We start from the raw sequence: 13,587 nt of genomic DNA on the forward strand, positions 1-13,587 counted from the left end.
AGTTCCTGGTGAGATGGCGCATGAAAATTGACATCAACGCAAAATATTACGGAGATAACAGCACTAAAATCGTCCATGGCGATGCGCTGACAGAGCTTAAAAAGCTGCCAGATGCCAGTGTCGATCTGGTTTTTGCCGATCCTCCCTACAATATTGGCAAGGATTTCGATGGCCTGCGTGAACTGTGGGACGAAAAGGAATTTCACGCCTGGCTGTTTGAGTGCATTGATGAGTGTCACCGCGTCCTGAAAGAGACGGGCACTATGTACATCATGAACAGCACTGAGAACATGCCCTATATCGACATCAAATGTCGCGAGCTGTTTGAGATTAAAAGTCGCATCGTCTGGGCTTACGACAGCTCTGGCGTGCAGGCAAAGCGTTTCTTCGGCTCAATGTATGAACCGATCCTGATGATGGTTAAAAACGCGAAGAAGTACACCTTTAATAGCGATGCTATCCTGGTCGAAGCGCCTACCGGTGCGAAACGCGCCCTCATTGATTACCGAAAAAACCCGCCGCAGCCCTATAACACCCAAAAGGTGCCGGGTAACGTCTGGGAGTTTCCTCGCGTGCGTTTTTTGATGGATGAATATGAAAACCATCCGACGCAAAAGCCGACCGCGCTGCTGAAAAGAATTATTCTGGCGTCCTCTAATCCGGGCGATGTGGTGCTCGATCCCTTTGCGGGCAGCTTTACCACTGGTGCGGTCGCCATTGAGTGTGGGCGTCAGTTTGTGGGAATTGAGATCAACGAAGAGTATGTGAAGATGGGGATCCGTCGCCTGGCGGTGGCCTCGCACTTCACAGAGCAAGAGCTCGAAAAGGTGAAAAAGCGCAAAACCAAAAACCTCTCTAAAAACGTAAGGGGCACCAATACCCCTCACGACGGGCCGACTAATCCAGAAGACCATATTCCAGTTTGAAGTTTTCGCAGATCACCGCTTTTAGCTGCTGGATCTGCGCCTCCGACTTCGCCACCGTGCCAAGGATAGCTTGCAGCGTCGGCACGGTGATAATCTCTTCAAACAGCGACATATAACCGTCTGCCACCGCCTGTTCCATCGATTTTAGCGCCTTGTTGCGAATGGCGGTAAAGGCCTCGTCGGACGTCTTCAGCGTTTTGATAACAAAGCTGATCGGGAATTTGTTGGTCTTATCAAAGTCGAGAAAGTACTTCTTAAAATCCAGCACCTCAGTGACCTGGAAGAAGCGGCCTTCAGGACGTAACACGAAATCAATTCCGCCATCGTTGGCGTTGGTGCGCCCGGTCTTGAAAAGCTCGTAGGGCTTAACCACGTCATTAATTTTGACCGTCATCCTGGCGTAGTGCAGCTTAAGCACTGAATAGGAAACCACTTCAAACAGTCGGGCATCGGCTTTCGGGTGCCATGATTTTTCAACAAAGCTCAGTATCTCCTGTGCGCTGGTGGCGCCTTCGATCTCTTTGAGAAAGGCGTTCTGATTTTCCGTAATTTCGGCGACATAGAGATCGATAGCACGGGTGATAAACAGCGCCGCCGAGTCGGCGTTCATACCATGCTGGGTCAGAAATTCTGCGGAGATTTTGCGCTTCTTTTCTGGCACGGCGCTAACCGGAAGTAACGCATCACTGGCGCCAAAACCGCGGCGAATTTTATCGTTCAGGCGGTTGTCCAGCGCATGGTTTTGTAATTTGGAGCCAAACGGCAGGCGACGCATCTCCTCCATTAGCGCGGTGAAGGTGGTGCCTTCACGCTGATTGTTGTTCCAGGCATTACAGAGCACGTAAAGCGCATAAAGCGTGCCGAGTGAGCGTCGGGCTTTACTACCGCGATCGGACGCCAGGGTGTTATTGATGATGAACTGATACGCAATGGTGTGGCGGGGGATGTTAAGTTCGTCTGCCAGCTGATCAATCTTGTCGCTAAAGGTGCTCATGCACCACTCCTTGTGGCCTTCCCGGATGGAAACTGATTATCTTATTGATGAACATGATTTTTTAGCTGATGTGACCCCCGTCAGGCAAATTTTTTTACGATAGCGCGAAGGCTTAATTAATTTATGGGTAATAAAAGTTTCACCTGACTATACTTAAGCTGTCATTCAACTGAAATGTAATTGTCATTATTTTGTCATAAAGGACAGGCAGGTTAATTATGATTTATCAGTAGATATATAAGCTATGAATATATATCTGGATAATAATGATAACTTCGTGTATTAAATTAAGAAATTATGACAAAGGACGCCGCACCATGACAACAGCTGTACTGAATGTGAAAATTGACGGAACCTTAAAAGAGAGACTCCGTGAGTACGCAGAAGCTAATAACGAGAATCTCAGTGTTACGACAGAAAAACTGCTGCTGCTGGCGTTCGAAGCAGTAGAAGAGGCGGGAGTAACGGAAGAGGATATCGACAATCAGCATACGGAAGAAGAGAACGTTACGCCATTTACTCCTAAAGAAATCAAGGCATTGCGTAAAATTCTGAAGAAGAAAAAATGAAACATTCACAACAATCTACTGCCAGTGACTATCAGGAAGCCTGTTCACTCCTGCGATCTGGCTATGTCAAACATGTCCGCCTGGGCTGGAATGTAGGTAGTGATGAATTCTTTCGAATTGCGTCAGACTGGTGCGATACCGGTGCAAAAATAAAGAAAGAGGGCGATGATTTTGTTATTTCGCTAAAAGGTTTCCCCATTCCTCCGCAGCACTGAACAGGCGTCGCCAGAAAGCGTCTGACTGTATCAGTTACAGTCAGACGCTTTTTACTTTGAACCTGAAAATCATAATTGTGCACGGCATCACTTTTCTGCCGAATAAAGCAAGCGCGTGCCGTTTGCTTTTTTTTATATTCAGGCTACACAATATTTCGTTTTATTGCCGACCCACCATTATTAAGGGGCTGCCACAGCGGTTTTATTCGTAAAAGTGCGCTCTCCAGCTCGGCCGGTTCCAGCGAAAAAGGCATACGCAGATAGCGATCGAAGGCACCCGACAGGCCGAACCTTGTGCCGGTGCCCAGATGAATACCGACCGTTTCGGCGCGCGCGGCCAGTTGCGTTGCCAGCAGATCTGGCAGCTCCACCCAGAACGATAAGCCTCCCTGCGGCTGCTGGAAACGCCAGTCGGGGAAGTGCGCCTGCATCAGCTCGCTACAGCGTCGCCGCCGTGCGTTAAGCATCTCTCGCCGGGCAGGCAGAAATTCGTTGCTCCGTTCAATCAGCCATAGCGTCGCCAGTTGCTCCAGCAGCGGCGAACCCAGGTCAAGCGTATCTCGCGTTTGAGTCAGGGAGGCGATGGTACGGGAAGAGGCGCGGATCCACCCCAGCCGCAGGCCGCCCCAGAAACTTTTTCCTGCGGACCCAAGCGTAATGACGTTGGCCTGCTTATCGAACGCGGCGAGGGGCGGCGGGGGCGGGGCGTCGTACCAGAGGTCAACCATGGTCTCATCCACCACCAGCGTCGTGCGGGTGCGGGCGGCGATGGCGGCGATGGCTTCTCGCGTATTGCTGTCCATGCAGCGTCCGGTCGGGTTATGAAAATCTGGCATCAGGTACGCAAGCCGCGGCGCGGTCTGGGCCAGCGTGGCGGCAAAACCGTCGATGTCCCAGCCTGTCTGGGGAAGCGAAACCCCGACCGGGCGACAAGCCGCTCCCTGAATGGCCGCAATGGCTAACGGGTAGGTAGGGTGATCCACCACCACCCGATCGCCCGGACCGGTTAGCATCCGCAATACGAGGGCCAGGCCGCTGACGGCACCGTTCACCACCATGATCTCTTCTGGCCGGGTCGGTAACCCCCGGGCGGTGTAACGTGAGGCGATGGCCGCCCGCAGCGGCTGGAGGCCAGCCTGGTCATAACCGGTATGGGTCAGATACTGGCTAAGTGCCGTAAGTGCATGCGTGTAGGCCTGAAAGATCTCCGGCCCGGCGCCGAGGGCGGCGGTGGAGAGATCCAGCGCTTCGCTGGCAACTGCGCGGGTGGGAATGGCGCGACTATCGGGGAGGGTTATGCGGGAACCGCTACCGAGTCGGCTTTCAAGATAACCCGCGTCGCGCAGATGGGCGAGGGCGCTGCTGATCGTGGTGCGACTCACCCCCAGCGAGGTTGCCAGTTCACGCTCCCCCGGCAGGCGCGTATCGAGCGCCAGCCGTCCATCCAGGATCAGCAGACGCAGCGCGTCGGCTAGCTGGCGCCAGATCGGCGTGCGAGAGTGCTCTTGCTGCCAGTGCCCCAGCAGCCGCATTAATGACTGAGTTCCAAAGCGACGAGATGACATATGCAGTCCACTTTTTTAAAACTGGATATTAATCATAATGCCATTTCAGGTAATGATGAAAGCCGGGATATTCGGAGAGAAATCATGTTACGTCGTTTACTTCAGCTGTATGTGGGATTGAGTTTATACGGGCTCTCTACCGCTATGTTTGTGCGCGCCAGCCTCGGCGCAGATCCCTGGAACGTCTTTCACCTGGGGGTGACAAAATTACTGGCGATGGACATTGGTACCGTAATGATCCTGACCGGTGCGGCCGTGCTGCTGTTCTGGATCCCGCTGCGCCAGCGCCCTGGGTTAGGGACTATCAGTAACGTGATTGTGATTGGCCTTGCAGCGGATGCGTCATTGGCACTTATCCTCCCTATCGACTCGCTGGTAGTCCGCAGTGCCTTACTGGCGAGTGCGGTGATCGTCAATGCGCTGGCAACGGGTATGTATATTGGCGCAGGCTTCGGCGCCGGACCGCGCGATGGGCTGATGACCGGCATCCATGCCCGCACCGGCTGGTCGGTGCGCAGCGTGCGTACGGCGATTGAAGTCTCCGTTCTGCTTATCGGCTGGGCGCTGGGGGGCAACCTTGGCGTGGGGACCGTACTTTACGCACTCTGCATCGGCCCGCTGATTCAGCTCTGTCTGCCCTGGTTTCGTCATACGCCGGCGCGTATTGTTACCGGCCAGGCTGAGCGCTCTGTCTAATTTTGCGAAGCGCTCACAAGCTTTGTCTTGTGCATTGTGACAGAATGGACGCCTCTCTCCTCACCACGCAATGCGCATGAAATCGATCACGTTATATGACGTCGCTCGCCTCGCGGGCGTCTCTTATCAAACTGTCTCCCGCGTCATTAACGACGCGGAACACGTTTCCACCCGTACGCGGGAAAAGGTGCAGCAGGCGATGGCCGAGCTGCACTATGTCCCGAACCGTGGCGCACAGCAGCTGGCGGGAAAACGAACCCATACGCTCGGGCTGATTACCACCGATCTGGCACTACATGCGCCTTCCCAGATCGCCTCGGCGGTGAAATCCCGCGCCGGGGAGCGAGGCGCCAGTGTCTTGATTTCGATGGTGGAGCAACCGCAGCAGTGTCTGGCCGCGCTTCAGGATCTTCTTGCCCAGCGGGTTGAAGGGCTGCTGGTTAACGTTCCGCTGGAAAACGCGCAGGCGGAGCAGTTGCAGGCCCAGGCCGCGCCGGTCCCGGTGCTTTTCCTGGATGTTTCGCCCGATGCGCCAGTGCAGAGTCTGGTCTTCGATGCGGAACAGGGGGCACGACTGGGCGTCGAACATCTTCTCGCGCTGGGACACCGGCAGATCGCTCTGCTGAGCGGGCCGGATAGTTCGGTCTCCTCCCGCGCAAGGCTGAGCGGATGGCGAGAGGCGCTGGCTCAGGCTGGAATCGAACCCTGCGCGATGGCCTGGGGAGACTGGAGCGCCGCATCGGGCTATGAAAAGGCGCATCAATTGTTGGCTGGACCCGCCCTGCCGCAGGCGATTCTGGTCGCCAACGATCAGATGGCGCTGGGGGTGCTGCGTGCCTGCGCTGAAAAAGGCGTGGCGGTGCCCGGACAGATCTCGGTGGTGGGCTTTGACGATACTGCAGACAGCGCCTGGTTTACCCCGCCGCTGACCACGATACGTCAGGCCTTCCGCGAGGCCGGGCAGCGTAGCGTCGAGTGGCTCCTGTCGCCACCAACAGAAAAAGAGGCCGGGCAAACGCAACTGCCCGTAAGCCTGGTCGAGCGCCATTCAACGGCGCGGCAGGGCGCGCAACAGCAAGGTAACGAGGAACTTGCTCAACAGTTGAAATCGCTGGCGATCCTGGCTGGCCAACTGGCACGTCGATAAGACTTTTGTGATCTGCCTCGCTTCACGAGGCGCTCCTGCTTTACCCCATCCTTTCTCCAGGGCATGTTAGCTAAAATTGTGAGCGCTTCGCAAAGAGGTAATTATGTCCTGTCCTGCTCCGCTGACTCTCAGCGCTATCCTTGCCCGCCGTGACTGGGAAAATCCCGGCGTCACTCAATGGAATCGACTTCCTGCCCATGCCCCCCTCAGCGGCTGGCCAGAGGAGAACAGCGCGCGTGACGAGCAGCCCTCGTCGGCATTGCGTTCTTTGAACGGTGAGTGGCAATTCAGCTTTTTCAGTGCACCAGAACAGGTTCCGGAGAGCTGGATACACAGTGATTGCCCGGATGCTGCCGGTATGCCGGTGCCTTCAAACTGGCAAATGCAGGGTTTCGATACCCCCATCTATACTAACGTTACCTATCCCATTGCGGTTAATCCCCCTTTCGTACCCGCGGAAAATCCTACCGGCTGTTACTCGCTCACATTTGAGATGGATAGCGCGTCTCTGCAAAGCGGTCAGACGCGCATCGTCTTTGATGGAGTGAACTCGGCCTTTTACCTCTGGTGTAATGGCCAGTGGGTGGGGTATTCCCAGGATAGCCGTCTACCCGCTGAGTTTGATCTGACGAATGTACTGCGCGTGGGGAGTAATCGCCTGGCGGTGATGGTGCTGCGCTGGTGTGACGGGAGCTATCTGGAAGATCAGGACATGTGGCGCATGAGTGGCATCTTCCGTGATGTCACGCTGCTGCATAAACCAGACACACGCATTGCTGACTACCAGGTGGTCACCGCCCTGAACGCGGAATTTGACCGGGCGACGTTACAGCTGGAGGTGAAGCTGGAAGGGCCAGATTATGCGGATTGCGAAGTGCGGTTCACGCTTTGGCGTGATGATGTGCGGGTGGGCAATGTCAGCGGCAGAGCGGGTACCGCGGTCATAGATGAGCGGGGTAACTGGCAAGAGCGAGTGGTGGCGACCCTGCCCGTGGCGGAACCGGCCCTCTGGAGTGCGGAGTCACCCGAGCTTTACCGTCTGACCATTGCGCTCCACGATGCGCAAGGCAAGGTTCTGGAGACGGAAGCCTGTGACGTTGGCTTCCGCCACGTGGAAATCAGCAACGGATTGTTGAAAGTCAACGGCAAACCGCTGCTGATTCGCGGGGTGAACCGTCATGAGCATCACCCTGAGCGCGGCCAGGTTATGGATGAAGCGACCATGCGTCGCGACATTGAGCTGATGAAACAGCACAACTTTAACGCTGTACGCTGCTCACACTACCCTAATCATCCTCTCTGGTACCGTCTGTGCGATCGCTACGGGCTGTACGTGGTCGATGAGGCCAATATCGAAACCCATGGCATGGTGCCGATGAGCCGACTGGCCGACGATCCACGCTGGCTGCCTGCGATGAGCGAACGTGTCACCCGGATGGTACAGCGCGATCGTAACCATCCGTCGATTATTATCTGGTCCCTGGGCAATGAGTCCGGACATGGCGCTAATCACGACGCCCTCTACCGTTGGATAAAAACCACCGATCCCACCCGTCCGGTACAGTATGAGGGCGGTGGAGCAAACACGGCGGCAACCGATATTGTCTGCCCTATGTACGCCCGTGTCGATCAGGACCAGCCTTTCCCGGCCGTGCCAAAGTGGTCAATCAAAAAGTGGATAGGGATGCCAGATGAAACGCGTCCGCTCATCCTCTGTGAATATGCCCATGCGATGGGCAACAGCTTCGGCGGGTTCGCCAAATACTGGGAGGCGTTTCGCAGCTATCCACGCCTGCAGGGGGGATTCGTCTGGGACTGGGTTGATCAGGCGCTAACCCGACATGACGATGAGGGCAGGGCTTACTGGGCGTATGGCGGCGATTTTGGTGATAAGCCTAACGACCGTCAGTTCTGCCTGAATGGGCTGGTATTCCCGGACCGCACGCCGCATCCCGCGCTTTACGAAGCCCAGCGCGCGCAGCAGTTCTTCACCTTCACCCGCATCAGTTGCTCCCCGCTGGAGATTGAGGTGCAGAGCGATTATCTGTTCCGCACGACAGATAACGAGCTGCTGCGCTGGTCAGTGGCGCGCGACGGTGAAGTGCTGGCCTCTGGCGAGGTGACGTTGAATATTGCTCCGCAAGGAACGCAGCGCATCGTGCTAGAACTGCCAGAGCTGAAGGCAGCACCGGGTGAGGTCTGGTTGAACGTGGAGGTTATTCAGCCTGCGGCGACCGCCTGGTCGCCAGAAAATCACCTTTGCGCATGGGATCAGTGGCAGCTTCCTGTTCCGCTGTTTATCGCCCCGGCCGTGGCGGCAGGGGAAAAACCCTGCTTAATCGTTGAAGATGATGCGCTGGTGGTCACCCACGGCGAGCAGCGCTGGCAATTCAGTCGGCAGAGTGGGGATCTGACCCAGTGGTGGAAGGCGGGTGACGCCACGCTGCTGGCTCCCCTTTGCGATAGCTTTACCCGTGCGCCGCTCGATAATGATATCGGCGTCAGCGAAGTGACCCGCATCGATCCCAACGCCTGGGTTGAGCGCTGGAAAGCGGCAGGTATGTATAATCTGACCCCGCACCTGCTGCAGTGCGAAGGTGAACAGCATACCCGTGACGTGAAGATCACCACGGTGCACGCCTGGGAGAGTGAAAGCAAACTGCTGTTTATCAGCCGCAAGAACTGGCGTATCACCGATCAGGGCGTGCTGATGGGGGATGTCGAGGTGCAGGTGGCGAATGATATTCCTGAGCCGGCACGTATCGGGCTGAGCTGCCAACTGGCCTCTGTACCGCATACCGTGAGCTGGAGTGGGCTTGGGCCATATGAAAACTATCCGGACCGCAAACTGGCCGCGCGCCAGGGCCGCTGGACCTTGCCGCTGGCAGAAATGCATACGCCCTATATTTTCCCTACGGATAACGGCCTGCGCTGTGATACCCGCGAACTCCGGTTAGGCGCTCATCACCTACGTGGGGCCTTCCATTTTGCCGTGAGCCGCTACAGCCAGACGCAGCTGCGCGAAACGTCGCATCATCATCTCCTGAAGGAAGAGGCGGGCTGCTGGCTGCATCTTGATGGATTCCATATGGGCGTCGGCGGCGATGACTCCTGGAGTCCGAGCGTATCCCCGGAGTTTATCCTGCAACAGAAACGGGTGCGCTACGCGTTTAGCTGGCAGCAGAACTAAACTTGATCGGCAGATACGGCTACACCACGTAGCCGTACAGTCACTTCGGAGGTTTTACTGATGAAGTATGTCGATGGTTTTGTCCTCGCCGTTCCTGCAGGCAGTAAAGAGGCGTATCGCGAGCTGGCGGCGAAGGCTGCGCCACTCTTTAAAGAATTTGGCGCGCTTCGCATTGTCGAGTGTTGGGCTGACGACGTGCCGGATGGCAAACTGACCGATTTTCGCATGGCGGTGAAAGCGGAAGAGGGGGAAGAAGTTGTCTTTAGCTGGATCGAATATCCCTCGAAGGAGGTGCGTGATGCGGCGAACCAGAAGATGATGAACGATCCCCGCATGAAAGAGATGGGTGATTCCATGCCTTTCGATGGCAAACGGATGATCTACGGAGGTTTTTCTCCGCTGCTTGACGAGTAATCCTGTCGCCCGGCACCCGCCGGGCTTTCTGTCAGGTTCGAATTACTCGGGATCCAGGTTGTGTTCGGCCCAGGTGATAAAGGCCTCCTTCGGTAGTGCCTTGCTGTACAGCCAACCCTGGCCATATTGCACACCGTGGCGACGCAACCACTCCAGCTGGCCTTCGGTTTCTACCCCTTCTGCCACCATGGCCAGTTTCAATGACTTCGCCATTTCAATGATATGGGGCGTCACGTTTTTATACTCCAGCGCATCAACGAAAGATTTATCGATCTTGAGCGTGTCTACGTCCAGATCCTGCAAATAGCTGAGGCTGGAGTAACCTGTTCCGAAATCATCAATATAGATCGCGTGGCCGGCACGCCGAAAACCCGCAATGGCGGGGGCGCTGACGGCAGGGTCGGCAAATCCCCGCTCGGTGAGCTCCAGCGCTATTTGCGCAGGCGGGATCTGCCACTGGTTCAGTAAGCGGCTTAATAGTGCAGGCAGCGATCGGCAAAGCAGATCGGCGGGAGCCAGATTGATAGAGACATGCAGGTGCGGATGCTGGTGTAGCCACTCACCCAGATCCTCAAAGACCTGCTCAATGATCAACGCCGTCAGATTTGTGATAAGACCGGTCTGTTCCGCCAGCGGGACAAAAATGTCCGGCGAAAGATAGCTCTTATCTTGCTGCGGCCAGCGGGCAAGTGCTTCTGCACCGATGATGCGACCGCTACTGAGTTCAACGATGGGCTGATAGTGCACAACGATCTCGCGGGCGTTAATGGCATCCAGCAGGCGATGCCGGGGAGATTGCAGACGCTTTAAAATTCTCAACACGAACCCGGTCGTTAACACGCTAAGCAAGATACCAAAAGGGAGCCAAAAATAGAGCTGATTGAGCCAGTTTTCTTGTAGCGGGCGCAGGGAGGACCATGTCACGATTGCGATACCGAGGTCGGGTACGTTGTGAATGTTATAGAGGGTACCGTCGTACTGCAGATGATTATCTTCGGCTTGCTGAAGCCGATTCAGAAGAGATATCTCGAGATGGCTACTGCTCGCGAAGACGATATTGCGGCGTAATCCAACCAGCGCAACCTCAATGGGCCAGGAGCCGAAGGGGAGAACATCGATGAGCGATGCCGGATCCATCATCACGATATAATTGTGCGTGCCAAGCGCCGCCATATAACGGTCAACGCCGATATCGTTTTGTGCGGTAAGCCAGGCGCGATAGCCGTCCGGGGTTATCCGCATTGCCCGGGGAAAAGGCTGCCCGTGGCTGGTACGTTCCAGCGATGAGCAGAGCGGTTTCAGGTTATCGACGTAAATCACTTCCTGCAGATAGCGATGAGAGAAAGAGACCCGACGCATTTCCAGCGCATGCTCTGGGCCACAGATCGGCCCCTTAAACTGCTGCATGTGCATCAGAGCAGATTTTCCCTGTTCCAGTACCCGATTCGTACGAAGCAGTATGCGGGACGCGTAATTATCCAGGTCTGTATAAAACTTCTCTTCGGCATGGCGGTGAGCGAGCCATACGCTCAGGCCCAGCGGTGCAAGCACGGCAAGAATCAGTACGCAGGTCACCAGCTTGACCAGGTGTCGGGTTGTCATGCTCCAGTTTCCTTTTTGCCACGCCAGTACCTGTGGCGCGCAAGCGAATGACGGAATAGAGAGAGTGGCTTAATAATAGTGTTATAGCACGCGGCTGACGTTGATTTCATTCAGCACAATCACGCTGTGAAAAGAGAGCGAAGGTTGAAGGCGGTTGTTTTTATCATCTGCCTCAGATAAGCTAATTGTTATGTTATAACAAAACATGACGAGATAAAGATGAAACAGAATATTCACCCCCACTACCGTACTGTCGTGTTTCACGACACCAGCGCCAATGCGTTCTTCAAAGTCGGCTCAACCATTAAAACCGATCGTGAAATCGAGCTCGACGGGCAGACATGGCCCTATGTGACCATCGAGGTATCGTCGCAATCGCATCCGTTTTATACCGGCAAACAGAAATCGTTCTCCAACGAGGGCAGCACAGCGCGTTTCCGTCAGCGCTTTGGCCGTTTTATCGATGTTAAAAGAGGTTAAACATGCAGGTTCTGAACTCATTACGCAGTGCAAAACAGCGCCACCCTGATTGTCAGATCGTAAAGCGTAAAGGGCGACTTTATGTTATCTGCAAATCAAACCCGCGCTTTAAGGCGGTGCAGGGGCGTAAAAAGAGACGTTAAGCGTAGCGTCTGTTTATCGGGGAAGGGCTGCTTGCTGCCGACGGGATGTCGGCGGCAAGTCAGGCGCAACATCAGGCAGGCGTGCGGGAGAGGGTAAACACGTCGTAGAAAGAGAGCTCGCCTTTGGTGGCGATCATTTTTTGCAGCTTAGCTTTTTGTTCTTCTTCGACCTGCGGTGAGTGCAGGATATCGTCGATCAGCTGGCCCGGCACATAGCGGGTGTTGTACCACTCCCCGTTGTAGCACACGCGGAAATCAAGCACATCGATATCTTCATAGCGGTAGCGGGGATTCACATCGAAGAAAAAGAATGCGTTAAAGACGATAAACAGAATCACCAACAACCACACGGATCCCACCAGAGTCTCCGACTGTAACATCACCACCAATGTCGCCAGCCAGGCGGCGTACATGGCAACGAATAACCCAGGGTGTTTACGAATAAAGCTGATGCTAAAACGCGGCTTGTTGTCGCGCTTTTCACGCGCGTTGAGATCGTCGATGGTTTCGGTGAGCAGGCGCTGTATTTCGGTCATCTTCTGCCTTTAAAAGTCGGTACACACAGGGGAACCTGTACATTTTAAGTGACCCTATTGTTCGAAAAAAGTAACAGTTTCACCGCGAAAAAACATAACAGTTGCAGTGGCGTGGACGGTGGTCAACATTAAAGGGCGGCTTAAGGCGAAGCAGGGTATCCCGGGGCGATGAGTTTCGCCCGCACGTGCCGGAAGCGGCGAACCGCCATAGTGACATAAAAACGAGAAGTTAACGACAAACGGGGTTTCGCTGTCTCATTAAATCAGGCAAATGATTAACGTACAAATTTCCACACAGATGTAGGGATTTTATCGTACAGCTTATTCATCGTCAGTTCTGCAAGGCGATGATCGGCTGCTGAATAAAATACCGCCAGCTCATTATCCGAAAGCTCATATTTATTTTTTTCAATAACGCGCTCCAGCGTATCAATTGACTGACAACGTCGCAGACGCATCAAATAATCTGTTTTAGTTAATGGTTTTTCAGACATAAATCCACCTAATTGTTTGTAATAGTTTTAACATACGAGCCTAAAGGATTTGCTCTGCTTGCATTCACAAAACAGCGAAAGAGGCGATTGCCAGATTTACGCCATTTCTGCAAATCTTGTGAGTTAATGCCATAGCTACTGAACAGCATAAATGTATCGTCCAGGTACTCGTCAATTTGCTCGATCAACTTATTATCTTCGTTGTACTTAATTTTATAATTAAGAGCGAAGGTCGCTATATGTTCAATGAGCTCGTTTAACTGCAAATTGATGGCAGAGGTTGGGTCATTAACCCAGCCATGGTTGCTGTCATCAAGGTTGGCGAGGCAATCATGGTACAAGGATTCACAGAGAAATTTCAACTGCGCAATATCATGCCTTTTTGGAGAGTATTCGTCCATAGCGCATCCCCTTCTGAGTGATTTTTTACTCACCGAACATCGATTTCGGGATGGATACAACTTACTAAAAACCTTTCAAACGGCGCTTTTTCCTCTTCTCTTTAACTATAAGACACTCTGATTCGGATTTCACCGCGCTATTACGAAAAATTACAATTACGCAGCGCGAACGCAGGATGTCGCCATCTAATCCGATGAGTTAAAGGGAAAATTAT

Annotated in this window: 15 protein-coding genes; 9 read left to right on the forward strand and 6 right to left on the reverse strand. The window is 54.2% G+C overall.

The annotated features are described in order from the left end of the window. Positions 1-20 precede the first annotated feature (20 nt). Positions 21-926, forward strand: a complete 906-nt coding sequence (yhdJ, locus tag WFN75_RS00795) for an adenine-specific DNA-methyltransferase (RefSeq protein WP_286777583.1) — start codon at positions 21-23, stop codon at positions 924-926. Here the strand turns inward: yhdJ and WFN75_RS00800 are convergent. Then, the gene (locus WFN75_RS00800) at positions 898-1,920 is read right to left on the reverse strand and encodes a type II restriction endonuclease (protein ID WP_336995444.1); all 1,023 of its coding nucleotides are present in this window, start codon (positions 1,918-1,920) and stop codon (positions 898-900) included. The genes yhdJ and WFN75_RS00800 overlap by 29 nt on opposite strands. A gap of 317 nt (positions 1,921-2,237) precedes the next feature. Between WFN75_RS00800 and WFN75_RS00805 the strand changes: the two genes are divergently transcribed. Then, positions 2,238-2,489, forward strand: coding sequence for a hypothetical protein (locus WFN75_RS00805; RefSeq protein WP_040076884.1), 252 nt, complete (start codon positions 2,238-2,240; stop codon positions 2,487-2,489). Next, on the forward strand, positions 2,486-2,704 hold the full coding sequence (locus WFN75_RS00810; protein ID WP_040076883.1) for a hypothetical protein: 219 nt from the start codon (positions 2,486-2,488) through the stop codon (positions 2,702-2,704). The genes WFN75_RS00805 and WFN75_RS00810 overlap by 4 nt, the downstream gene beginning before the upstream one ends. A gap of 143 nt (positions 2,705-2,847) precedes the next feature. Here the strand turns inward: WFN75_RS00810 and yczR are convergent, their stop codons facing one another. Next, positions 2,848-4,269 carry a MocR-like transcription factor YczR gene (yczR, locus tag WFN75_RS00815; protein WP_336995445.1) on the reverse strand — a complete coding sequence of 474 codons (1,422 nt, stop codon included), beginning with the start codon at positions 4,267-4,269 and terminating at the stop codon, positions 2,848-2,850. Between the two features lie 84 nt (positions 4,270-4,353). On the opposite strand from yczR, the gene yczE reads away from it, so the two are divergent. From yczE to WFN75_RS00835, 4 genes are all read left to right on the forward strand, one after another. Further along, the gene (gene yczE, locus WFN75_RS00820; RefSeq protein ID WP_336995446.1) at positions 4,354-4,965 is read left to right on the forward strand and encodes a membrane protein YczE; all 612 of its coding nucleotides are present in this window, start codon (positions 4,354-4,356) and stop codon (positions 4,963-4,965) included. Positions 4,966-5,041: 76 nt separating this feature from the next. After that, positions 5,042-6,112, forward strand: coding sequence for a LacI family DNA-binding transcriptional regulator (locus WFN75_RS00825; protein WP_233800998.1), 1,071 nt, complete (start codon positions 5,042-5,044; stop codon positions 6,110-6,112). Between the two features lie 103 nt (positions 6,113-6,215). Then, a complete protein-coding gene (locus tag WFN75_RS00830; RefSeq protein ID WP_336995447.1) occupies positions 6,216-9,302 on the forward strand; it encodes a beta-galactosidase in 3,087 nt (1,028 codons plus the stop codon). A 60-nt stretch (positions 9,303-9,362) separates the two neighbouring features. Then, complete coding sequence (locus WFN75_RS00835) at positions 9,363-9,716, forward strand: DUF1428 domain-containing protein (protein ID WP_046884438.1); 354 nt, start codon at positions 9,363-9,365, stop codon at positions 9,714-9,716. A 42-nt stretch (positions 9,717-9,758) separates the two neighbouring features. Here the strand turns inward: WFN75_RS00835 and WFN75_RS00840 are convergent, their stop codons facing one another. Further along, positions 9,759-11,318 (reverse strand): EAL domain-containing protein, encoded by a 1,560-nt coding sequence (locus WFN75_RS00840; protein ID WP_286809791.1) that lies wholly within the window; start codon positions 11,316-11,318, stop codon positions 9,759-9,761. A 219-nt stretch (positions 11,319-11,537) separates the two neighbouring features. Here WFN75_RS00840 and WFN75_RS00845 point away from each other — a divergent pair, with 219 nt between their 5' ends. Both WFN75_RS00845 and ykgO read left to right on the forward strand, forming a co-directional pair. Beyond that, on the forward strand, positions 11,538-11,798 hold the full coding sequence (locus WFN75_RS00845; protein ID WP_040076878.1) for a type B 50S ribosomal protein L31: 261 nt from the start codon (positions 11,538-11,540) through the stop codon (positions 11,796-11,798). Positions 11,799-11,800: 2 nt separating this feature from the next. Continuing rightward, a complete protein-coding gene (gene ykgO, locus WFN75_RS00850; protein WP_003859006.1) occupies positions 11,801-11,941 on the forward strand; it encodes a type B 50S ribosomal protein L36 in 141 nt (46 codons plus the stop codon). Between the two features lie 71 nt (positions 11,942-12,012). On the opposite strand, the gene WFN75_RS00855 is transcribed toward ykgO, so the two are convergent. The 3 genes from WFN75_RS00855 to tomB all read right to left on the reverse strand — a co-directional run bounded on the left by WFN75_RS00855 (position 12,013) and on the right by tomB (position 13,372). Continuing rightward, a complete protein-coding gene (locus WFN75_RS00855; RefSeq protein ID WP_040076876.1) occupies positions 12,013-12,477 on the reverse strand; it encodes a YlaC family protein in 465 nt (154 codons plus the stop codon). Positions 12,478-12,752: 275 nt separating this feature from the next. Then, complete coding sequence (locus tag WFN75_RS00860) at positions 12,753-12,971, reverse strand: HHA domain-containing protein (RefSeq protein WP_040076875.1); 219 nt, start codon at positions 12,969-12,971, stop codon at positions 12,753-12,755. 8 nt (positions 12,972-12,979) lie between these two features. Further along, entirely contained in the window at positions 12,980-13,372 is a 393-nt protein-coding gene (tomB, locus tag WFN75_RS00865; protein ID WP_046884434.1) for an Hha toxicity modulator TomB, read from the reverse strand. Positions 13,373-13,587 lie beyond the last annotated feature (215 nt).

Origin of the sequence: Leclercia sp. UBA7405, from assembly GCF_037152215.1 — a bacterium.
Classification (GTDB): domain Bacteria; phylum Pseudomonadota; class Gammaproteobacteria; order Enterobacterales; family Enterobacteriaceae; genus Enterobacter; species Enterobacter pneumoniae.